This is a genomic window from Streptomyces roseus, assembly GCF_001044425.1.
GTDB lineage: Bacteria > Actinomycetota > Actinomycetes > Streptomycetales > Streptomycetaceae > Streptomyces > Streptomyces roseus.
This window is the reverse complement of sequence record NZ_LFML01000098.1, coordinates 44,968-64,630: the sequence shown is the minus strand read 5'-3', so window position 1 is coordinate 64,630 and position 19,663 is coordinate 44,968. Positions and strand designations below refer to the sequence as shown.

Sequence of the window (19,663 nt, the reverse complement as noted above, 5' to 3'; positions counted from 1 at the left end):
ACAACCGGCACACGGGAACACCCACCACCCGCTCGCTGATCGCCTACGACCACTGACCCGAGCACTTCGGACTTACTCGTCTAGGCCGTTTCCTTCGGATCAGGGTGGATCGGCCCGGGGTGTCTGGTGCCGTGCGTCGCAAGGCCGAGGAGGAAGCCGACGTGGTGTGTCGGCGACCGACGAGAACGCCGCGAGGCGCGGTGCCAGGCGCCCCGGGCCCGCCATGATCCGAAAGACGCGGCCCAGGGCCACGGGCCGGGCGCCGCGGCGCACACCGGAGCCCGGGCGGCAGTACGGGGGCCGCCCGGGCTCCGGCGTAGGTGACCGGCGGTGGCGCTCCGGTGGGTCGTGTCACCGATCCGGTCACCATCCGGACCGATCATCACATTGCGCTCCATGACATCCTGTGACGTCACAACTCGCCGGACGGAATCGGCGGACGTCCGGGGAATATGGGGAAGGTCGATGAGGCTCTGCTTCCTGGTGGAGGAGCACTACCGCCACGACGGCATGCCGAACGAGGTGATCCGGCAGCTGACCGCATGGGGCCACCACGTGGACGTGGTGCGGCCGGGCGGCTCGCTGCTGCGCATGGACGAGGTCATGGGCTCGGGCGCGCACGACGCCTGGGTGCTCAAGACCGTGTCGGGCGGGCCGGGGCTCACCCTGCTCGAAGCCGCCGCCGCGGCCGGCATGACCACCGTCAACGACGCCCGCGCGATCCGGGGCGTACGGGACAAGGCGCTGGCCGCGGCCATCGGCCGGATCCGCGGGCTGCCGATGCCGCCGACGTACGCCGTCGCGCGGCCGGAGCTGCTGCGGGAGGTACCGGCGGCGCAGTACCCGCTCGTCGTCAAGCCCGCGGACGGCAGCTCCGGCCGGGGTGTGCACCTGGTGTCCTCGCCCGGGGAACTGGAAGCGCTGCTCCCGGAGCTGGCGGGCGAGCACATGCTCATCGCCCAGCCGTACGTGGCCAACTCGGGCACCGACATCAAGGTGTACGCGGTCGGCGGGGAGCTCTTCGCCACCGAGCGCTGCTCTCCCCTGCACCCCGATCCGGCGGTGCGGGAGCGACGGGTTCCGCTGTCGGCCGAGGTGGCCGCGATCGCCGCCCAGGTGGGGGCGGTCTACGGGCTCGACCTGTACGGGGTGGACGTGCTGCTGGGTCCGGACGGGCCGGTGGTGGTGGACGTGAACGACTTCCCGAGCTTCCGTCAGGTCCCGGACGCGGCGGCCCGGGTGGGGCGGGCCGTGCTGGGGCTGGCCCGGACGGGCAGCCGGGCGGCGCCCTCCGTCGGCCGCCCGCCGGCTCCCGGTCTTCCGCTGCCGATCCCGGCGCAGGCTCCCGCGCCGCAGTCCTCCGCGGCGCGGGCTTCGGCGGCACCGGCCCCGGCGGCGCCGGCTTCCGCGCGGGCCGGCGAGGCCGCGCTGTGAGGATCTGCCTGGTCACGCCCGAACCCGGCCATCCGCTGCTGGCCGCCGCGACGGCGCTGCTCGAAGCCGGGGGGCACCGGGTGGAGTCGCTGGATCCGGGTGCGGGGCTCGCGGCCCCCGGCGCCCTGGCCGACGTGTACCTGCTGAAGGCGCGGACGCCGCGGGCGCTGGACCTCGCGCGGGAGCTGGAGGAGCGCGGGGCCCCGGTGCTGAACTCGGCGGCGGCCACCGCGCTCTGCCAGGACCGCACCCGGATGGCGGAGCTGGCCCTGGGCGCCGGACTGCCGTTCGCGGGCACCCGTACGTACGGCTCGCTCGCGGACTGGGCCGCCGGCGCGCCCTTCGCGGGCTCGCCGCTGGTGGTCAAGAGCCGGCACAGCCGCCGGGCCGACCTGGTGGCCCGGGTCGACGACGCGGTCCGGCTGCGCGAGCTGGCGCGGGTCTGGCCGCAGGAGCCGGTCGTGGTCCAGGAGTTCGCGCCGAACAGCGGCTGGGACCACAAGCTGTGGGCGATCGGGGACCGGGTCTTCGCCGCCCTGCGCCGCTCGGAACTCGCACCCGGGGGCCGGGGGCCGACCCGGCCGCCGGCCCCGGCCGAACTGCCGCCCGGCTGGGCGGACCTGGTCCGCCGCACCGGCGAGGTGTTCTCGCTCGACGTGTACGGGGTGGACCTGATCGACACGGGTGACGGCGTCCCGCTCATCGTGGACGTCAACGCCTTTCCCGGGATCCGCGGCCAGGCCGGCGCCCCGCAGGCGCTGGCGGCGCTGGCCCTGGACCGGGGCGGGGCCGCGCGCTGACCGCTCCGGCCGGGGACCGGACAGGGGGAATCCGCGCCGCGGGGCGTGTCGGCGGGCCGGGGGCGCGGCGGGCGCCGTGAGGATCGGCGGATGGGCGTCGTACTGCCGGTCCTCTTCGCGCTGTTCGCGGCGCTCAGCAACGCGCTGGCCACCGTGCTCCAGCGCCGGGCCGCACTCACCGTGCCGCAGAGCGAGGGCTTCCGCCTCGGGCTGGTCCTCGACCTGCTGCGGCGACCCGTGTGGATCGCCGGGATCCTGGCGGTGATCGCGGCCGGGGCGGGGCAGGCCGCGGCGCTGGCCACGGGCGCGCTGGTCCTCGTACAGCCGCTGTTCGTGCTGGAGCTGCCGCTCGCACTGCTGATCGCCTCGCTGCTGGCGCGGCAGCGGCTGTCGGGTGCGCTGTGGCTCGCCGTGGCGGGGGTCGTGACCGGGCTGGGGGTGGCCATGGCCGCGGCCTCCCCCGCCGGGAACCGTACGCACGTGCCGGCCGACCGGTGGATCCCGGCCCTCGTGGCGTGCGCGGCCGTCGTGGCGGCGCTGGCGGTGGCCGGGCTGCGCCGCCCGCCGGGGCGCGCCCGGGCGGGCTGCCTCGGCGCGGCCACCGCCGTCTGCTACGCGATCACGGCCGCGCTGATGAAGCACTCCGTGTACGTGCTGACGGAGAGCGGCCTCGTCGCCTTCCTCACCACCTGGCAGACGTACGCCTTCGGGGCGTCCGGCATCTGCGCCCTGCTGCTGCTCGAACACGCCATGCAGGGCGGGCCGCTGGTCGCCTCGCAGCCGGCGCTGACACTGGGCGACGCGAGCGTCAGCGTGGCGCTGGGCGTGGTGCTGTACGAGGAGCACCTGCGGTCGGGCTGGTGGGTGCTGCCCCAGCTGCTGGGCGTCGCGCTGGTCTGCGCGGGGGTGGTGGCCCTGGCGCGGGCGGGTACGGGCGCCCCCTGACGCGGCGCCGCCCCCGGGGTAGCGTGCGGGCAGTCGAGTGGAGGGCGGGTTCCATGCGCGCGGTGGTGTTCGAGCGGTACGGGCGGCCGGCCGAGGTCCGCGAGGTGCCCGATCCGAGACCGTCCCCGGGCGGGGTCGTGGTGCGCGTCGAGGCGACGGGGCTGTGCCGCAGCGACTGGCACGGCTGGATGGGGCACGATCCGGACATCGTGCTGCCGCACGTGCCCGGGCACGAACTCGCCGGTGTGGTGGAGGCGGTGGGCTCCCTGGTGGTGGGCTGGCGGCCCGGGGACCGGGTCACGGTCCCGTTCGTGTGCGCCTGCGGGAGCTGCGCCGACTGCGCGGCGGGCGAGCAGCAGGTGTGTGCGTGGCAGACGCAGCCGGGGTTCACGCACTGGGGTTCGTTCGCCCGGTACGTGGCCCTGGAGCACGCCGACGTCAACCTCGTGGCGGTGCCGGAGGAGCTCTCGTACGCGACGGCCGCCGCCCTGGGCTGCCGCTTCGCGACCGCGTTCCGGGCCGTGGCCCAGCGGGGGCGGGTGGCGCCCGGCGAGTGGGTCGCCGTGCACGGCTGCGGCGGGGTGGGGCTGTCCGCGGTGATGGTCGCGGTGGCGGCCGGTGCGCGGGTGGTCGCGGTGGACACGGCGCCGGGAGCGCTCGAACTGGCGCGGGAGTTCGGGGCGGCGCACTGCGTGGACGCGCGGGCGGGCGGTACGGCCGAGGCCGTGCGGGAGCTGACGGGCGGCGGCGCGCACCTCTCGCTCGACGCGCTGGGTTCGCCGGCGACGGCGGCCGCCTCGGTCGCGGGACTGCGCCGGCGGGGGCGGCACGTCCAGGTGGGGCTGCTGCCCGCCGCGGCGGGGGAAACGGTCCTGCCGATGGAGCGGGTGATCGGCTGGGAGTTGGAGGTCCTCGGCAGCCACGGCATGGCCGCGCACGCCTATCCGCCGATGATGGAGCTGGTCCGCTCCGGCGCCTTGCGGCCCGACCGGCTGGTCACCTCGACGATCCCCCTGGAAGCGGCCCCCGCGGCCCTGGCAGCGATGGGCACGGCGCCCGGACACGGGGTCACGGTCATCCTCCCGGCGGCGTCCGCGGGGATCTGACCCCCCTTCCATGATCGACAGGACCGGAATGATCCGCACGACGACGACACGGGTGATCACGCAGCACTCCCTCGTCGGCTCCGAGGTGCTGGTGCCGGCCGGGTGCCCCGGCCCTCGCCGGCCCCCGGCGAGGTCCTGGTCCGGCGGTGGAGGGCGCGGGCGGGGCGCGACCCGCTTCGCGGTGGGCGAGGAGGTTTACGGCTGGACGGTCCCGCCGCACGGCAGCCACGCCGAGCACGTGGTGGTCACGGAGGACCGGATCGCCCCGAGCCCCGCACCCTCGACCACATCGGCGCCGCGGCCCTGCCGATCTCCGGCTTCACCGCCTACCAGGCCCTGGTCACCCTCTCCGACGTACAGCCGGGCCGGCGGGCTGCGGATCAGGCGCGGCAGCGCAGCATCGCGAGCGGCGGGTACGCGAGGAGGTCCGCCCAGAACTCCTTGCCGAACTCCCTGATCCCGGCGTCGGAGACCTCCAGCGGGACCCAGTCGATCTCGCCGAACCCGGCCGCCCCCAGGCACGTTTCGTAGGCCTCGCGGCGCGGGGCCGAGGAGACGATGGTGATCGGCTGCGGGTCGAGGAGCGCGGTGACCCGCACGCGCCGGCCCGTCTCGATCTCCCCGGCCGGCTCGCAGCGGAACCCGTACGTCTCCAGGGACGGACAGTCGAACCGGTAGTCGGGGTTCTGCGCGAGCACGAAGAACTCCCCGCCCGGCACGAGGCTCCGGTGGATGTTGCGGCACATCCGCTCCATCGTGGCCAGGTCCTCGGCGTAGTTGAGGCACTGCACGCCCAGCGCGATGTCGAAGCGCCTGTCGAGGGACGGCAGTTCGGCCACGTCGCCGACCTCGTAGCGCAGGCCCAGCGGTTCGCGCCGCTCGATCTCCCGCGCGGCGGCGATCATCTCGACGGAGATGTCGACGCCGAGGACGTCCGCGGCGCCGCGCCGCCTGAACTCCCGGCTGTAGAAACCGGTTCCGCAGGCCAGGTCCAGGACCGACCTGCCGCGCACGTCCCCCACCAGGCCCAGGAAGCTGGGCACCTCCCCGTACCGCATCATCGGCAGGGACTTGAACCCCTCGAACGCCTCGCCGATCCCGTCGTACTGCTGTCCGCTCATCGTGCCGTCCTCCCCGTGGTCGGTCTCGGCTGGCAGTCTCACCGAAGCCGAGGGGGCTCCCGTACTGGCAGAACGCACAAAGATCCGGATGTCCTCCCGGCTCCCCCTACGGGCGTAGGTCAGGCGCTCCAGCCGTGCCTGGTAAGGGAGTTGCGGCGGCGGAGGATGAACAGGGCGGTCGCGAGGGCGAGGAGGACGGCCGCGACGGTCAGCAGCCAGGCCGGGATCCCGCCGACGGTGAGCAGTTCCCCGTGGTAGATCACCTTGCGGTACGGGGTGTCGGCGGCCGTGGCCCGCAGCTCGTGGTCCCCGTCGATGCGGGCAGGCTCCGGGAACTCCTGGTCGATCGCGGTCAGGAACGTCCGCCTGCCGCCGGTGAGGGCGGCCAGAGCGCCCTCGGGGGCGACCTCGCCCGCGAAGGTGACCTTCGGCTCGGCGCCGCCGATCGGGGAGGCCGGCTCCATCCGGTGGTCGGCCAGGATGTACAGGCCGAGGGACTGCGGGGTCTTGGCCGTTTTGGACAGCCGCATGGGGTAGACCAGCCGCTCGCTGTCGAAGCGGATCCTCAGCGGGTCGAGGGTGCCCCTGAGGATCTTGCCGGGGTCGCGGGGCGCGAGCCGTACGGCGACGTACTCCCACCTCTGGTCCACGTACGGCTTCAGCTCGGTGGAGAGCTCGTCGGGCAGTGCGAAGCCGTTGGCCCCCAGCCACGTGCGCAGCGCGTCCGGGTCGGTCGCGGTCAGGCGCGCGACGTCGAAGTCGCCGAGCTGTTCACGGCCGACGACGCCCACCGCGGAATCCGCCGCGCCGGGCAGTGCGGCGCCCACGGAGTCGCCCGTGGTGGAGGAGAACGGCCAGTCCCGGTCGCGCGGCCAGAAGTAGGTGCGCGTCCTGTACTCGGGCCGGGTCAGCCAGGTCAGCTGACGGAACACCTCCGCGTCGCCCAGCTCCGCCGTCGCCCGCCCCGGTACGGGCATGATCCACGCCGCCCGCCGGGCGTCGCCGCGGACCACGAACCGCATCACGATCTGTTCCGTACGGCCGTCGAACCGCACGACGGAGGTCTCGCGTTCCACGCCGATCCGGGCGTAGCCCTCGGGGATCATCGCCCCGCAGCCGCACGCGTACGCCGGGCTGATCAGGGATCCCAGCTGCGTCGCGAGCAGGACCAGCAGCAGGGCGGCGATTCTTCGTTTCATCCACACGGGGTCTCAGACGAAGGCCCCCGTGATCCGGTTCCGGCCAAGATCCGCGGCCGGAACCGGGCCCTGGTCACAGGCCCGTTCCGACTCGCGGAGCCCCCTGGTCAGGGCCGGTTCCCGATCCCCATACTGCTCGCATGAGAGGGACGGACAACACACCGCGCACCAGCCCCCTGGTGCCCGACGCGGTGGAGGCGCAGATCGGCCGGCACGAGTGGGAGGCGATCGCCTGCGGCTGCGGCCGCGATGCGGGGCATCTCGTGGACACCCTGTGGGCGGCGGCCGAGGGGCATCCCGCCGCGTTCCGTGCTCTGGAGGGACACGCCTTTCTGTCCGGCCGCCTGCACCCGCCCGCCCCCGCGGTGTGCGGGGTGCTGCTGGCTGTGTGGTCGGCGGGCCCGCCGCGGCTGGCCACCCGCGAGGCGCTGCTGTGGACCCTGCTGGCACTGCTCGGCACCGAGGACGACGGGTCCTCGCACGAGGCCGGGCTGTACGGGCAGTGCGCGGCGTTCGTCCGCGCCGGCCTGCCCTCGCTGCGCCACGCGGCGGCCACCGCTCCCGGCACCCCGACGGCCGCCTACGTGGAGGGCGTCGAGGGGCTGCTCGGCCTGGACTCCTGAGCCCCCGGGCGGTCCTGGCGCGGTACGCCGCCGCCGAGGCAGGCCCGCAGCAGCTCCACGGTGACGTCCTCCAGGGACCGCGCGAAGGTGCGTACGGGCGAGGCCGGCACCTCCAGCAGCGACGGGACCACCAGTACCCCGCATCCGGCGGCCTCCGCGGAGGCCGCGCCGTCGGGCGAGTCCTCCACCGCCACGCAGTCCCGCACGTCGGCGCCGAACCGCTCGGCGGCGCTCCGGTAGGGCTGCGGGTGCGGCTTGGTCCGGTCCGTGTCGTCGGCGGACAGCGTGAACGCGAACGGGACGTGCGCCAGCGAACCGCCGACGACCGAGTCGACGACCAGCCGCGGGGAGGCGCTGACCAGGGCGAAGGGCACGCCCTCGGCTTCGAGGGCGGTCAGCAGGCGCTGGGCTCCGGGCCGCATCGGCGCCCCCGCCTCCACCGCGCGGAAGAAGTCCGAGGTCAGCGACCGCGCCACCGCGTACGGGTCTCCCCCTCCGCAGACCCGTACGAGGTGGGCGGCGGTGTCCTCGACGGCGCGCCCCACGACCTCGGGGGCGTCCGCGCCGGTGAGTTCGTGCCCGAGACCGCGCGCGACGCGCTCGGTGGACCGCCACCACAGCACCTCGGTGTCGACGAGGGTGCCGTCCATGTCGAACAGGACGGCCGCGAGGCCGCTCACGCGGACCGGGCCACGACGAGCACGGGGCGCTCGGTCAGACCGACGGCGGCCCGCGCACCCGGCGCCAGCTCGCCCGCGTCCCGCGAGGGCAGGTCCGCCTTGACGGAGGTGCCGCCGGGCAGGTCGAGGTGGAGCCGGGTCACGGCGCCGAAGAAGGAGGCGGCGACCACGGTGGCCGTGCCCTCGGGGTCGGCGGTCGCGGTGACGTTCTCGGGCCGGACCAGCACCTCCACCTCCCTCGTCGCCGTCGGGACGGGGCCGTCGACGGGCAGCCGGGCACCGGCCACCTCCACCAGGCCGGAGTCGGTGATCCGTCCGGGCAGCCGGTTCATGGTGCCGACGAACTCGGCGACGAAGGGCGTCGCGGGGCGCTCGTACAACTCGGCGGGGGCCGCGCACTGCTCCAGGCGGCCGGCGTTCAGGACGGCGACGCGGTCGGCCATCGACAGCGCCTCCTCCTGGTCGTGCGTGACGAACACGGTGGTGATGCCGAGGGAGAGCTGGAGCCGGCGGATCTCGTCGCGCAGGCTGGCCCGTACCTTCGCGTCGAGCGCGGAGAGCGGCTCGTCGAGGAGCAGGACGCGGGGGCGCAGGGCCAGTGCGCGGGCGAGGGCCACGCGCTGCTGCTGGCCGCCGGACATCTGGTGCGGGTAGCGGTCCCCGTGGTCGGGCAGGCCGACCAGGTCGAGGAGTTCGGCGGCGCGCTCGCGGCGCCGGGCGGCGCCGACCCCCCGCACGCGCAGGCCGAAGGCCACGTTGTCGCGGGCGCTGAGGTTCGGGAAGAGGCTGTACGACTGGAAGACCATCCCGGCGTCGCGCCGGTTGGCCGGGACGCGGGTGATGTCCTCGCCGTCGACCAGGACTTCACCGGAGTCGGGCTGCTCGAAGCCCGCGACCACGCGCAGGGCGGTGGTCTTTCCGCAGCCCGACGGGCCGAGCAGGGCGACGAGTTCGCCCGGCTCGATGGTCAGGTCGAGCCCGTCGAGGGCGACGGTGGAGCCGAACGCCCGCCGCAGGCCGCGGAATTCGACGCGCGCGCCCGGCGCGGAGTCCGTGCGGCCGTCAAAACCCTCGGACTGCCTGGCCGCGGGAAGGGTGGTGGACATGGAGGTCAGGACTCCTTGCGGGAGGTGGGGGAGGTACTGGGGGCGGAGGACACCGTGGCGGGGTTGGTCCCGGCCCGCGAGAGGACGAGCAGCAGCAGCCACGTGATGAGGAGGCTGAGGACGGAGACGGCGACCGACATCCGGGCGTGGGCCCCGGAGATGGTGACGATCCACACGGCGAAGGGCCGAAAGCCCAGCAGCGAGGCGATGGTGAACTCGCCGAGGACCAGTGCCAGGGTGAGGAACGCCGCTCCGGCGAGCGAGGCCCGGAGGTTGGGCAGCAGCACGCGCAGGACCACGTACGGCCAGCTCGCGCCGCAACTGCGGGCGGCCTCGACCAGCGTCGGCACGTCGACGGCGCGCATGCCCGCGTCGAGGGAGCGGTAGACGAAGGGCAGCGCCAGCACCGTGTACGCGAGGACGAGCACGACGGGGAACCGCTCGTCCTGCACGGCCAGGAAGGTCTGGTAGAGCGGGGTCCGCGACAAGTGCTCGGGCCCCCAGCGCAGCACCGTGGTGATACCGGTGACCAGCGCGATCGGCGGGACCACCAGCGGCAGCATGCACATCACCTCCACGACCGGGCGCAGCCGCGGCGAGCCGAGGCGTACGGCGACCAGCGCGGGCACCGCGAGCAGCAGCGAGAGCGCGATCGTCGCGGCGGCCAGCCCGAGGGAGAGCAGCATGCTCTCGGTGAACCCGTCCGCGGCGAGGAGCTGGGTGTACGCCTCGAAGCTGACGCCCTGGCCCGGTACGTGCACGGTGAACACGAAGGAGGCGACGAGCGGTACGAGGAAGTACGCGCCCGCCAGCAGGAACACGGCTGCGCGCCAGACGCGGGGACGGGGGCGGCGGCGCGGGGCACGGGCCTTCACCGAGGGGCCGGCCGGCGCCGCCGCGGCGGGCGCGGTGGTGCCCGAGGCGGTGTCCGGGGTGGCGTCCGGGGTCGCCGGTGCGGGCGTCGGGGTCATCGCAGCCATCGGGCGCTCCGTCGCTGGAGGGGCAGGTAGACCGCCATGACGAGGCCGGCGATCAGGATCATGTCGAGGCCGAGGGCGAGCGCCACGTTCTCCTGACCGGTCAGCACGTTCCCGGACAGCGCGTCGGCGATCTTGAGCGTGACCAGCGGCACGGAGCCGCCGACCAGGGCGGCGGCCGTGGCGTGGGCGGCGAAGGCGGTGCCGAAGAGCAGCACGAACCCGCCGAGCAGCGAGGGCGCCAGGACCGGAAGTCCGACGTGGCGCCAGAACTGCCGGCCGGTGGCCCCGTTGTTCTGGGCGGCCTCGCGCCACTGCGGGCGCAGTCCGTCCAGCGCCGGGGCGATCACGAGCACCATGAGGGGGATCAGGAAGTACAGGTAGACCACGGTCAGGCCGGTGAAGGAGTACAGGTTCCAGCCGAATCCGGTGAGGTCGGCGAGCTGGGTGACGACTCCGGAGATGCCCACGGTGGCGATGAACGCGAACGCGAGCGGCACGCCGCCGAAGTTGGCGAGCACGCCGGACGCGGTCAGCGCGGCGCTGCGCAGCGCCTGTGACCGGGAGGTGACCACGGCCTGTGCGATCAGGACCCCGAGCACCCCGCCGATCAGCGCGGTGAGGGCGGAGAGCTGGACGCTGCCGATGAGCGAGTCGAGGTACGGGCCCTGGAGGGAGCGCGCGAGGTGCTCGCCGGTCAGCTGCGTGGTGCCGGTCGAGGGGTCGGTGCGGGTGACCGCGCCGAACGCGATGGCGCCGAGCGGGATGCCGAAGCAGAGCCCGGTGAAGGCGAGGAGGGGCAGGGCGGCGAGCCATGTGCGCGGGCCGCGCCGCCGGCGGCGGTTGGTGGTGCCGCCGCCGGCGGGGGTCCCCTCCGGGTGGGAGGTGGGGGTGGAGGGGGACATCAGGAGAGGGCCTTGTCCCACTTCTCGGCGAGGGTGGCCTTGGCCTTGTCCAGCTCCGCGGAGGCGGGGAAGGCCGGGGTGCCCTGGATCTGCGGGAGCTTGGCGGCGGCGTCCTTGTCGACGGTGCCGTCCTGGGTCAGGACGGGGAGCAGGACGGCGCGGGCGTGGCCCTTGAGGTAGAGGTTCTGGCCCTCGGCGCTGTACAGGAACTCCATCCACAGGCGGGCGGCCGCCGGGTGCGGGGCCTCCTTGTTGACGGCCTGCGAGTAGTACTGGGCGTAGACGCCGTCGGTGGGGACGGCGACCTTCCAGTCGACGCCCTTGCCCTTGAACTGCTCGGCGTAGCCGGCGTTCAGGTAGTCCCAGTCGATGGAGATGGGCGTCTCGCCCTTCTCCACGGTGGCCGGGGTGGACTCGACCGGGATGAAGTTGCCGTTCTTGCGCAGCTGGCCGAAGAAGTCGATGCCGGGCTGGATGTCGGCGAAGGAGCCCTTGTTGGCGAGGGCGGCCGCGTAGACGCCGCCGAAGGCGGAGCCGGACTTGGTCGGGTTGCCGTTGAGGGCGACCTTGCCCTTGTACTCGGGCTTCAGCAGGTCCGCGAACGTGGTCGGGCAGTTCGGGATCTTGGCCGCGTCGCAGCCGATGGAGACGTAGCCGCCGTAGTCGTTGTACCAGCGGGCGTCGGCGTCCTTCTGGCCGGCCGGGATCTTGTCCCAGGCGGTGACCTTGTACGGCGCGAACAGGTTCTCGGCGGCCCCGCTGCGCGCGAAGGCGATGCCGAGGTCCATGACGTCGGGGGCGCGCGTCTGGCCCTTGCGGGACTTCACGGCGGCGATCTCGTCGGCGCTGGAGGCGTCGGGGTTCTCGCTGTTGACCTTGATCTTGTACTTGGCCTCGAAGGCCTTGATGATCTCGCCGTAGTTCGCCCAGTCCGGCGGCAGCGCGATGACGTTGAGCTGACCCTCCTTCTGGGCGGCCGCGACGAGGGCGTCCATGCCGCCGAGGTCGGCCGCCGAGGTGGCGGCGCCCGGCTGGGCCTTGGACTTGCCGTCGCCGGCGGTGCCGGCGGCCTGGTCCGGAGCGGCGCCACACGCGCTGAGCGTGGTGAGGACGGCGGCGCTGAGCAGTACGGCCGCACCGCGGCGGGCGGAGGAACTGAGCACGGTCTCTCCCGGAGACGGGTTCCTGACGGGGGTCTACTTGTCTGAACAAGTTGGCTCCAGTTCGCCCGGCCTCGCTGTACGGACGGTGAACGGGGACTGGACCGGGGGGCACGAGTCGAGGAAGAGACGAGATTGACCGAAAGAAGGCGTGACAGGAAGGGTCTAATGATCTTCGACCCCCGGGTCGGGGGGCTCGTCGGGATACGGTCGACGGCGTTCGGTGGACATCGGCGCGGTCAGCGAGGGGGCGGAGTACGCAATGGGCACGATCCGGTATCTGGAGATCGCCGACGCGCTGCGCACCGCGATCCTCTCCGGCGAGTACGCGGTGGGCGCCCAGCTGCCCTCGGAGAGCGATCTGGCCACCCGCTGGTCCGCCTCGCGCGGGACCGTGCGGCAGGCGGTGGCCACGCTCGCCGCCGAGGGGCTGATCGGCTCCCGGCAGGGAGCCCGCAGGATCGTCCTGCGCCACGAGCGGCGGCACAGCTTCGGCGAGCTCAACAGCTTCGCCCAGTGGGCCGAGGGGCTCGGCCAGGAGGTCACCAGCCGCTTCCTCTCCCGGGTGCGCCGGCCGGCCACCGCAGAGGAGGCGGAGCGGCTCGCGCTCGCGCCGGGCACCGCGATCCTGTCCGTGCTGCGGCTGAGGCTCCTCGACGGGGAGCCCACCATGGTGGAGCGGACCGCGTTCGCCGACTGGGTCGCGGCGCCGGTCGAGGCGATGCCGGTCGACGTCCGCTCCGTGATGGACAGCCTCGCGAACGACTCAGGGATCGTCGCCCACTACGGGGAGCACCTCATCGACGCGCTCTCCGCCGGCAGCGAGGACGCCCGGCTGCTGGAGATCCGGCGCGGCAGCCCGCTGCTGCGCCAGCGGCATGTCTCGGCCACGGCCACCGGCCGCCCGATCGAGTGGACCGACGACCGCTACCGCGCCGGCAGCGTCACGTTCAGTGTGAGCAACTCGGCGGTAGCCACTCCGCTGGAGCGCCGTACGGGCGAGGGCTGACGGCTCACAAGGCGGGCGCGGCGGCCGCCTCACCGCTCGCCCGGGCGGCCGGTCCGCGACCCGGCCAAGGCGGCAACCCAGGGCCCTTGAAGCCCCGTTGTCGATGCCGCAGGGGCCCGCCCGGGCGCCGCCCGGCATGCGGCCTCGGACCACATCGAGGTCCGTCCCGACCCGGTCGAGGAACCGTCCGCGTGAGCGGGCCCCACCTGGGGGCGGACTGGCGGGCGTCACTTCCGTGGGGCGGGTGTCGTTAGGGCCTCGGGGTTGACTCTGGGGGCGAAGGGATGACGGAATGCGGCAGTTTCCTCTGGAGATGCACCAGATGGCACCGGGACGGGTCGTCGAGTGGCGGTTGCGGTCCACGGCCGGGACGGCGGCGGACAGCGGCGCCACGGGCGAAGCGCCGGGCGGGGTGCCGGCGGCCGCGCCGGGCGGGGTGGCGGCCGACGCGGCGGGCAGGAGGGCTTCCTTCAACCAGGACAAGCACTTCACCGTCGCCGAGGAGAGCCGCGGCGCCGACGACCCCGTCGCGTCCTGGATCGCGGTCACCTTCGAGGTCACGGGCGTACTGGACGAGCGTGCCCTGACGGGGGCCCTGCTGGCGTTCGTACGCCGGCACGAGGTGCTGCGGTGCGAATTCCGCCGTCTCGCGGGCGAGTTGGCGTGCGAGCCGATCGCCGCCGCGGAACTCGCCCTCGACACCGTGCCCGTGGCGGACTTCGACTCCTCCGCGGCCCTGCGCGGTTTCCTCGTCGACCGGTTCAAGCGCAGCATCGACACCCTCTCCTGGCCGCTGTTCACCATGGGCGCCGTCCTGCGCGAGGAGTCCGCGACCGTCTACCTGGCCTTCGACCACATCGTGTGCGACGGCCTGTCCATGCCGATCGTGGTCCACGAGGTGCAGAGCGCGTACGAGGCGCTGCGCCGCGGCGAGGAGATCGATCTGCCGCCCGCGCCGAGCTATCTCGACTTCGCCGAGGAGCAGCGCCGCCGCTACCTCTCCATCGAGACCGGGGACGAGCGCCTCGGGTACTGGAAGTCGTTCATGGCCCGCGGCGGCGGCGAGTTCTTCCCCCGCTTCCCCCTCGAACTGGGCGTGGAGCCGGACCGGATGTACCCGATCGTCAACGAGGCCTCGCCGCTGCTGGACGCGGCCGAGACCGAGGTGTTCGAGAAGGCCTGCCGGGCGGTCGACGGCAAGCCGTTCATGGGGGTCCTGGCGGCCGTCGCGGTCTGCCTGCGCGAGGCGGGCGGCCCGGGCGTGTACCGGGGCTTCATGCCGGTCAGCGAGCGCGGCCGGTCCGGCTGGGCGAATTCGGTGGGCTGGTTCGTCAACACCATGCCGATCGAGTTCGACGCCTCGCCCGGCCGGGACTTCGCCCAGGTCATGGCGGCGGTCCGGGCCGGGTTCGGCGAGATGATGAGGCACATCGACGTGCCGTTCGTACGGGCCTGGCAGCTGCTGGCCCCCGCCGAGTTCGCCGCCCGCTCCTGGCCCTACCCGGTGAACTTCTTCTCGTACATCGACACCCGCAAGTGTCCCGGCGCCGAGCGGCACGAGGACTGGCGGCCGAGTTCGCACGTGTGGTCGGCCCGGGCCAATGGCGCCTGCTCCTGGTTCCAGCGGGACGCCGACGGCCTGCACATGAACTCGATCTACGTGGACACCGAGGCGGCCCGTCGCACGATGGACGCTTTCCAGGAGGCGCTGCGCGCGACGGTCCGGGAGATCGCCCGGCACGGATCCTTCCGGCGGCCGGTGGCGCTCACCGCGCCGCGCCGCCCGCTCGGGACCCCGCTGTACGGCGCGTCCCGCGAGGGCGCGGCCCTGGACGGCGCGGCCGCGTACGCCCCCTCCACCAGCCGCTCCTGACGACGCCGGCCGCCCGTGTTCAGGCGCGGGCGGCACGCCCCAGCAGCAGGTCCCGTTCGCGCGCGTTGTGCGTGAGCGAGGCGGCGCGTTCGAACTCAGCCCGGGCCTCCTCCCGGCGGCCCAGCCGCTCCAGCAGGTCGCCCCGTACGCTCGGCAGCAGGTGGTAGCCGCGCAGGGCGGGCTCCGCGGCGAGGGCGTCGACCAGCGGGAGCGCGGCCTGCGGCCCCTGCGCCATCGAAACGGCGACCGCCCGGTTGAGTTCCACGACCGGGGACGGGACCAGCTCGACGAGCCGTCCGTACAGAGTGGCGATCGTCTCCCAGTCGGTGTCCTCGTAGCGCACGGCCTCCGCGTGGCAGCCGGCGATCGCGGCCTGCACGGAGTACGGGCCGCTCCCCGCGTCCCGCATCGCGCGGGCGCCGCGGTGGATCAGCATCCGGTTCCAGGTGGACCGGTTCTGGTCGGCCAGCAGCACCGGCTCCCCGCCGGGGCCGGTACGGGCCGGAATCCGGGAGGCCTGGAACTCCAGGAGCGCCGCCAGCCCGTGGACCTCGGGCTCCTTGGGCATCAGTGCGGCCAGTACGCGGGCCAGCCGCAGGGCGTCCTCGCACAGGGCGGGGCGGACGAGGTCGTCGCCGGCGGTCGCCGAGTACCCCTCGTTGAAGACCAGGTAGATGACCTCAAGGACCGAGGCGAGCCGCTGCTCGCGGTCGGCTCCGTACGGGACCTCGAAGGGCACCCCCGCCTTGGCCAGCGCCCGCTTCGCCCGGACGATGCGCTGGGCGACGGTGGGCTCCGAGGTGAGGAAGGCCCGGGCGATCTCCTGCGTGGTGAGCCCGCCCATCAGGCGCAGGGTGAGCGCGATCCGGGCCTCGGTGGCCAGGACGGGGTGGCAGGCGGTGAAGATCAGCCGCAGCAGGTCGTCGTCGATGTCCTCGGGAGCCGCGGGTTCGGCGGGCGGTGGTACGTCCTCCAGGGTCCGGCCGACCTCGGCCAGCTTGCGGGCGTACGTCTCCTTGCGGCGCACGAGGTCGATCGCGCGGTGTTTGGCGGTGGCCATGAGCCAGGCGGCCGGTCTGTCCGGGACACCCGACTCCGGCCACTGCTCCAGGGCGGCGACCAGCGCGTCCTGGGCGATCTCCTCGGCGATGCCGACGTCGCGCACGATGCGCGCGGCGGCGGCGATGATCCGCGCCGACTCGATCCGGAACACCGTTTCGACCGCCTGGGTCGCGCTCACTGCCGTCACGGCCACCCATCAGAGCAGCCGTGACGAGGCAGTGCAAACGCGGCGCGGGGCGCCGCGCGGCCGTGGCGCGGTCGTGGCGCGCGGCGGGGTTGCCGCGGTCGCCATGGCGCGGTGGGTCAGCCCCCGTCGATCTGGCGCAGCTCGGCGCCGACCGTCCATTCCTCGGGGTGGATCTCCAGGAACCGCTTGGTCCACTCCAGCGCCTCGGCCTTGTCCTTCGCCTGGAGGATGGCGTAGCCGCCGACGACCTCCTTGGTCTCGGTGAAGGGCCCGTCGGTGTAGCTCAGCTTCCCGCCGGACCAGGTCACCCGGGTCCCCTCGGAGGTGGGGAGCAGGCCGGCGGTGTCGAGCATGACCCCCGCCTTGGTGATCTCCTCCATCAGCGCGCCCATCCGCTCCCCGAACTCCGGCGGGAACTCGGTGTCGGCGGGAAGGGCCTGCTCGTCGATGCGGATCAGGGAAAGGAAGCGCGGCATGGTGGTGGCTCCTCGGTCGGACGGGGGGGGCTTTCCCCGCCTCTCACTGCTTCGTCGAACGGGAGGCGCCCGGATCGACAGCTCCCCGGAGATTTCCTCAGAAAGATTCTTCAAGATTGTTCCGGGCCCGAGAGCCCTACTGGCGAGTAGGATCGCGGGTTCCGGCCCCCTCCGAGAGGACCCCCCGATGCCGCGCACCCCCTCTTCCCCCCTCCTGCTCGCCGGGCTGCTGGCGACCGCGGGCATGGCGCACGCGCTCGCACCGAAGCAGTTCGACGCGATCGTCCCGAGCGCCCTGCCCGGCACCGCCCGGCAGTGGACGTACGCGAGCGGCGCGGCCGAGCTGGCGCTGGCCGCCGGTGTCGCCCATCCGCGGACCCGCCGGGTGGCGGCGCTGGCCACTGCGGCGTTCTTCGTCGGCGTGTTCCCGGCGAACGTGAAGATGGCCGTCGACGCCGGGCGCCGCTCCCCCGCCCTCCGGGCCGCCACGCTCGCCCGGCTGCCGCTCCAGGTCCCGCTGGTCCTGTGGGCCCGCAAGGTGAGCCGGGGCGCCGCCGGCTGACGCCGCCCCTCCTGCCGATCACAGTCCGTTGCCCACCCGGTCCGGCGGATCACCCGCCATCGCCCACGCCCGTCCCGCGGATCAGCGGCTGTCGCCCACCCAGTCCCAGTGGTCCGGATCGGCGGCGCGGCGGCGGTAGTGGGCCCGGCCGCCGGCCCCGTAGCGGCCTATCTCGGTGGGGAGCCGGGCCTCTTCGGCGAGCCGGCGCGGGCCCCAGCCCGTGATGTCCAGGAGGAGCCCGTCCAGCGGGCCGCCCACGAGTTCGCCGTAGAGGCGGCCGGGGCGCGCGCCGGGGTCGGGGTCGTCGTGGTCGGCGCCGTAGACCCGGCGCCTGAGCATCCTGTCGTCCATGAGCCCAGCTTCACAGCCGCCACTGACAACGGGCCCCGCGGCGCCGGTCCGCAGCCTTCGGGGCGGGCGCTGCCCGGCGGGCACGCTTCCCCGCCGCAACGCCGCCCGCCGCGGCGAGGACGGAATGCGGGGCCGGCGGCCCCGGCGGCGATGATGGGGGACCCACCGCGCATCACTCGGCACACGAAGCAGGAGCACCGCCCATGGCACGTCGGGTACACCAGCCGCTGGAGAACCAGGAGTTCGACTTCATCCTCGGCATGACCGAGGGGCCGGTTCTCGCCTACTTCATCGGCACCTGGCCCAAGGCCCTGGAGTCCTGCCGCGCGATGGACGCGCTCGTGGCCGAGGCGGCCGAGGATTACGGCACGCGCCTGACGGCCGTCCGCACCGACATGACCCGCTGCCCCGAACCGACCAGGCGCTTCGCGGTGACCGGCGCCCCCACCGTCGTCCTCGTCAAGGACGGCGAGGCCGTGGCGAGCCAGGCCGGCGCGATGAGCCGCGCCGAGCTCCGCGCGTTCCTGGACGCCCATCTCTGAGCGTCCGGCAGGCCGCTCGGCCTGCCGGGCGAAAGCGGTCCATCTGGCCGAAAGTGGCATAGGTCAGATAGGTGCCTTGGGCATGTAATGGATTCCGGCGAGACGGACCCACGGAACCATGCTTACGAGGTGTCGCATGTCAGAGACCGTTGCCTTTCCCCAGGACCGAACCTGCCCCTACCACCCGCCGACCGCGTACGACCCGCTCCGCGAGGGCCGGCCGCTCTCCCGGGTCACCCTCTTCGACGGCCGCTCGGTCTGGGTGGTCACCGGGCACGCCGAGGCGCGCGCCCTGCTCTCGGACGGACGGCTCTCCGCCGACCGGCGCAACGAAGCCTTCCCCACCCCCACGAAGCGGTTCAAGGGGCTCCAGAACCGCCGTACGGCCCTGCTGGGCGTCGACGACCCCGAGCACAACGCCCAGCGCCGGATGCTCATCCCGAGCTTCACCCTGAAGCGGACCGCGGCCCTGCGGCCCGCCATCCAGGAGACCGTGGACCGGCTGATCGACGAGATGGTCGCCCGAGGCCCCCGGGCCGAGCTGGTGAACGACTTCGCCCTGCCCGTCCCCTCGACGGTGATCTGCGCCCTGCTCGGAGTTCCCTACGAGGACCACGAGTTCTTCGAGGGGGCGTCGCGACGGCTGCTGCGCGGGCCCGAGCTCGCCGACGTGGAGGCCGCCCGGGACCAGATCAACGGCTACCTCGCCGATCTGATCGAGCGCAAGCGGACCGACCCGGGTGACGGGCTGCTCGACGAGCTCGTCGCGACCCGCCTGGAGACCGGCGAGACCGACGTCGAGGAGCTGGTCGCGCTGGCCGCGATCCTGCTGGTCGCGGGCCACGAGACCACGGCGAACATGATCTCCCTCGGTACGTTCACCCTGCTGCGGCACCCGGAGCAGCTGACCGAGCTGCGCACCGACCCCTCGCTGATCTCGGTGGCCGTGGAGGAGCTGATGCGCTTCCTGTCCATCGCGGACGGCATGCTGCGGGTGGCCACCGAGGACATCGAGATCGGTGGCGTGACGATCCGCCCGGACGACGGGGTGGTGTTCTCCACCTCCGTCATCAACCGGGATCCCGCGGTGTTCGCGCAGCCGGACGCGCTGGACTGGCACCGCTCCGCCCGGCACCACGTCGCGTTCGGCTTCGGGATCCACCAGTGCCTCGGGCAGAACCTGGCCCGCGCCGAGATGGAGATCGCCCTCGGGACGCTGTTCGCGCGCCTGCCCGGGCTCCGTCTGGCGGCCGAACCCGACCGGATCCCGTTCCGCCCGGGCGACACCATCCAGGGCATGATCGAACTCCCCGTGGCATGGTGAGGACATGTCGCCACAGCGCATCGACATCAAGACGGACGTCTGCATCGGCGCGGGGCAGTGCGCCCTGACCGCACCGGACGTGTTCACCCAGGACGACGACGGCTTCAGCCAGGTGCTCCCGGGCCGCGAGGACGGCAACGGCAGCCCCCTGCTGCGCGAGGCCGCCCGGGCCTGCCCGGTCGCCGCGATCAGCATCCGGGAGGAGTGACCCCGCGCGCACC

Annotated in this window: 21 protein-coding genes; 11 read left to right on the top strand and 10 right to left on the bottom strand. The window is 73.8% G+C overall.

Annotated features, from left to right (window positions below; all coding sequences use genetic code 11):
- Positions 1-465: 465 nt before the first annotated feature.
- From ACS04_RS23250 to ACS04_RS23235, 4 genes are all read left to right on the top strand, one after another.
- Entirely contained in the window at positions 466-1,434 is a 969-nt protein-coding gene (locus tag ACS04_RS23250) for an ATP-grasp domain-containing protein (RefSeq protein WP_048478654.1), read from the top strand.
- Positions 1,431-2,234, top strand: coding sequence for an ATP-grasp domain-containing protein (locus ACS04_RS23245; RefSeq protein ID WP_048478653.1), 804 nt, complete (start codon positions 1,431-1,433; stop codon positions 2,232-2,234). The genes ACS04_RS23250 and ACS04_RS23245 overlap by 4 nt, the downstream gene beginning before the upstream one ends.
- A 90-nt stretch (positions 2,235-2,324) precedes the next feature.
- Positions 2,325-3,179 carry a DMT family transporter gene (locus tag ACS04_RS23240; protein WP_048478652.1) on the top strand — a complete coding sequence of 285 codons (855 nt, stop codon included), beginning with the start codon at positions 2,325-2,327 and terminating at the stop codon, positions 3,177-3,179.
- A gap of 53 nt (positions 3,180-3,232) precedes the next feature.
- Positions 3,233-4,285: a zinc-dependent alcohol dehydrogenase family protein gene (locus ACS04_RS23235; protein WP_048478651.1), complete on the top strand. Its 1,053-nt coding sequence runs from the start codon at positions 3,233-3,235 to the stop codon at positions 4,283-4,285.
- Positions 4,286-4,665: 380 nt separating this feature from the next.
- Here ACS04_RS23235 and ACS04_RS23230 read toward each other — a convergent pair whose 3' ends face one another.
- Complete coding sequence (locus ACS04_RS23230; RefSeq protein ID WP_048478650.1) at positions 4,666-5,406, bottom strand: class I SAM-dependent methyltransferase; 741 nt, start codon at positions 5,404-5,406, stop codon at positions 4,666-4,668.
- 119 nt (positions 5,407-5,525) lie between these two features.
- Complete coding sequence (locus ACS04_RS23225) at positions 5,526-6,605, bottom strand: DUF2330 domain-containing protein (protein WP_048478668.1); 1,080 nt, start codon at positions 6,603-6,605, stop codon at positions 5,526-5,528.
- A 140-nt stretch (positions 6,606-6,745) separates the two neighbouring features.
- Between ACS04_RS23225 and ACS04_RS23220 the strand changes: the two genes are divergently transcribed.
- Entirely contained in the window at positions 6,746-7,228 is a 483-nt protein-coding gene (locus ACS04_RS23220; RefSeq protein WP_158977465.1) for a hypothetical protein, read from the top strand.
- On the opposite strand, the gene ACS04_RS23215 is transcribed toward ACS04_RS23220, so the two are convergent.
- Genes ACS04_RS23215 through ACS04_RS23195 form a run of 5 tightly spaced genes read right to left on the bottom strand, consistent with a single transcriptional unit; the run spans position 7,186 to position 12,059 of the window.
- A complete protein-coding gene (locus ACS04_RS23215) occupies positions 7,186-7,908 on the bottom strand; it encodes an HAD family hydrolase (protein WP_280921025.1) in 723 nt (240 codons plus the stop codon). The genes ACS04_RS23220 and ACS04_RS23215 overlap by 43 nt on opposite strands.
- Positions 7,905-9,014 carry an ABC transporter ATP-binding protein gene (locus ACS04_RS23210; protein ID WP_048478648.1) on the bottom strand — a complete coding sequence of 370 codons (1,110 nt, stop codon included), beginning with the start codon at positions 9,012-9,014 and terminating at the stop codon, positions 7,905-7,907. Before ACS04_RS23210 ends, ACS04_RS23215 begins: the two co-directional genes overlap by 4 nt.
- Before the next feature lie 5 nt (positions 9,015-9,019).
- Positions 9,020-9,985: an ABC transporter permease gene (locus tag ACS04_RS23205; RefSeq protein WP_078865194.1), complete on the bottom strand. Its 966-nt coding sequence runs from the start codon at positions 9,983-9,985 to the stop codon at positions 9,020-9,022.
- Complete coding sequence (locus ACS04_RS23200; RefSeq protein WP_048478647.1) at positions 9,982-10,896, bottom strand: ABC transporter permease; 915 nt, start codon at positions 10,894-10,896, stop codon at positions 9,982-9,984. Before ACS04_RS23200 ends, ACS04_RS23205 begins: the two co-directional genes overlap by 4 nt.
- A complete protein-coding gene (locus ACS04_RS23195) occupies positions 10,896-12,059 on the bottom strand; it encodes an ABC transporter substrate-binding protein (protein WP_048478646.1) in 1,164 nt (387 codons plus the stop codon). The genes ACS04_RS23200 and ACS04_RS23195 overlap by 1 nt, the downstream gene beginning before the upstream one ends.
- A 259-nt stretch (positions 12,060-12,318) precedes the next feature.
- Here ACS04_RS23195 and ACS04_RS23190 point away from each other — a divergent pair, with 259 nt between their 5' ends.
- The gene (locus ACS04_RS23190) at positions 12,319-13,065 is read left to right on the top strand and encodes a GntR family transcriptional regulator (RefSeq protein ID WP_048478665.1); all 747 of its coding nucleotides are present in this window, start codon (positions 12,319-12,321) and stop codon (positions 13,063-13,065) included.
- Positions 13,066-13,357: 292 nt separating this feature from the next.
- On the top strand, positions 13,358-14,938 hold the full coding sequence (locus tag ACS04_RS23185; protein WP_078865192.1) for a condensation domain-containing protein: 1,581 nt from the start codon (positions 13,358-13,360) through the stop codon (positions 14,936-14,938).
- Positions 14,939-14,957: 19 nt separating this feature from the next.
- On the opposite strand, the gene ACS04_RS23180 is transcribed toward ACS04_RS23185, so the two are convergent.
- Positions 14,958-16,178, bottom strand: a complete 1,221-nt coding sequence (locus ACS04_RS23180; protein ID WP_048478645.1) for an RNA polymerase sigma factor — start codon at positions 16,176-16,178, stop codon at positions 14,958-14,960.
- A 125-nt stretch (positions 16,179-16,303) separates the two neighbouring features.
- Positions 16,304-16,663, bottom strand: a complete 360-nt coding sequence (locus ACS04_RS23175; RefSeq protein WP_048478644.1) for a YciI family protein — start codon at positions 16,661-16,663, stop codon at positions 16,304-16,306.
- A 187-nt stretch (positions 16,664-16,850) separates the two neighbouring features.
- Here ACS04_RS23175 and ACS04_RS23170 point away from each other — a divergent pair, with 187 nt between their 5' ends.
- Positions 16,851-17,225 (top strand): DoxX family protein, encoded by a 375-nt coding sequence (locus tag ACS04_RS23170; protein ID WP_048478643.1) that lies wholly within the window; start codon positions 16,851-16,853, stop codon positions 17,223-17,225.
- Positions 17,226-17,306: 81 nt separating this feature from the next.
- Here ACS04_RS23170 and ACS04_RS23165 read toward each other — a convergent pair whose 3' ends face one another.
- Positions 17,307-17,576: a hypothetical protein gene (locus ACS04_RS23165; RefSeq protein ID WP_048478642.1), complete on the bottom strand. Its 270-nt coding sequence runs from the start codon at positions 17,574-17,576 to the stop codon at positions 17,307-17,309.
- A 203-nt stretch (positions 17,577-17,779) separates the two neighbouring features.
- On the opposite strand from ACS04_RS23165, the gene ACS04_RS23160 reads away from it, so the two are divergent.
- The 3 genes from ACS04_RS23160 to ACS04_RS23150 all read left to right on the top strand — a co-directional run bounded on the left by ACS04_RS23160 (position 17,780) and on the right by ACS04_RS23150 (position 19,650).
- Positions 17,780-18,118, top strand: a complete 339-nt coding sequence (locus ACS04_RS23160; protein ID WP_048478641.1) for a thioredoxin family protein — start codon at positions 17,780-17,782, stop codon at positions 18,116-18,118.
- A 136-nt stretch (positions 18,119-18,254) separates the two neighbouring features.
- The gene (locus ACS04_RS23155) at positions 18,255-19,442 is read left to right on the top strand and encodes a cytochrome P450 (RefSeq protein WP_048478640.1); all 1,188 of its coding nucleotides are present in this window, start codon (positions 18,255-18,257) and stop codon (positions 19,440-19,442) included.
- A gap of 4 nt (positions 19,443-19,446) precedes the next feature.
- Entirely contained in the window at positions 19,447-19,650 is a 204-nt protein-coding gene (locus ACS04_RS23150; protein WP_048478639.1) for a ferredoxin, read from the top strand.
- Positions 19,651-19,663 lie beyond the last annotated feature (13 nt).

Excerpts from the sequence above, each read along its gene's own strand:
- ACS04_RS23150 (WP_048478639.1), top strand. The coding sequence starts at position 19,447 with ATGTCGCCACAGCGCATCGACATCAAGACGGACGTCTGCATCGGCGCG.
- ACS04_RS23185 (WP_078865192.1), top strand. The coding sequence starts at position 13,358 with ATGCGGCAGTTTCCTCTGGAGATGCACCAGATGGCACCGGGACGGGTC.
- ACS04_RS23250 (WP_048478654.1), top strand. The coding sequence starts at position 466 with ATGAGGCTCTGCTTCCTGGTGGAGGAGCACTACCGCCACGACGGCATG.
- ACS04_RS23205 (WP_078865194.1), bottom strand. The coding sequence starts at position 9,985 with ATGACCCCGACGCCCGCACCGGCGACCCCGGACGCCACCCCGGACACC.
- ACS04_RS23175 (WP_048478644.1), bottom strand. The coding sequence starts at position 16,663 with ATGCCGCGCTTCCTTTCCCTGATCCGCATCGACGAGCAGGCCCTTCCC.
- ACS04_RS23235 (WP_048478651.1), top strand. The coding sequence starts at position 3,233 with ATGCGCGCGGTGGTGTTCGAGCGGTACGGGCGGCCGGCCGAGGTCCGC.
- ACS04_RS23200 (WP_048478647.1), bottom strand. The coding sequence starts at position 10,896 with ATGTCCCCCTCCACCCCCACCTCCCACCCGGAGGGGACCCCCGCCGGC.
- ACS04_RS23225 (WP_048478668.1), bottom strand. The coding sequence starts at position 6,605 with ATGAAACGAAGAATCGCCGCCCTGCTGCTGGTCCTGCTCGCGACGCAG.
- ACS04_RS23210 (WP_048478648.1), bottom strand. The coding sequence starts at position 9,014 with ATGTCCACCACCCTTCCCGCGGCCAGGCAGTCCGAGGGTTTTGACGGC.
- ACS04_RS23170 (WP_048478643.1), top strand. The coding sequence starts at position 16,851 with ATGCCGCGCACCCCCTCTTCCCCCCTCCTGCTCGCCGGGCTGCTGGCG.
- ACS04_RS23160 (WP_048478641.1), top strand. The coding sequence starts at position 17,780 with ATGGCACGTCGGGTACACCAGCCGCTGGAGAACCAGGAGTTCGACTTC.
- ACS04_RS23155 (WP_048478640.1), top strand. The coding sequence starts at position 18,255 with ATGTCAGAGACCGTTGCCTTTCCCCAGGACCGAACCTGCCCCTACCAC.
- ACS04_RS23220 (WP_158977465.1), top strand. The coding sequence starts at position 6,746 with ATGAGAGGGACGGACAACACACCGCGCACCAGCCCCCTGGTGCCCGAC.
- ACS04_RS23240 (WP_048478652.1), top strand. The coding sequence starts at position 2,325 with ATGGGCGTCGTACTGCCGGTCCTCTTCGCGCTGTTCGCGGCGCTCAGC.
- ACS04_RS23190 (WP_048478665.1), top strand. The coding sequence starts at position 12,319 with ATGGGCACGATCCGGTATCTGGAGATCGCCGACGCGCTGCGCACCGCG.
- ACS04_RS23230 (WP_048478650.1), bottom strand. The coding sequence starts at position 5,406 with ATGAGCGGACAGCAGTACGACGGGATCGGCGAGGCGTTCGAGGGGTTC.
- ACS04_RS23165 (WP_048478642.1), bottom strand. The coding sequence starts at position 17,576 with ATGGACGACAGGATGCTCAGGCGCCGGGTCTACGGCGCCGACCACGAC.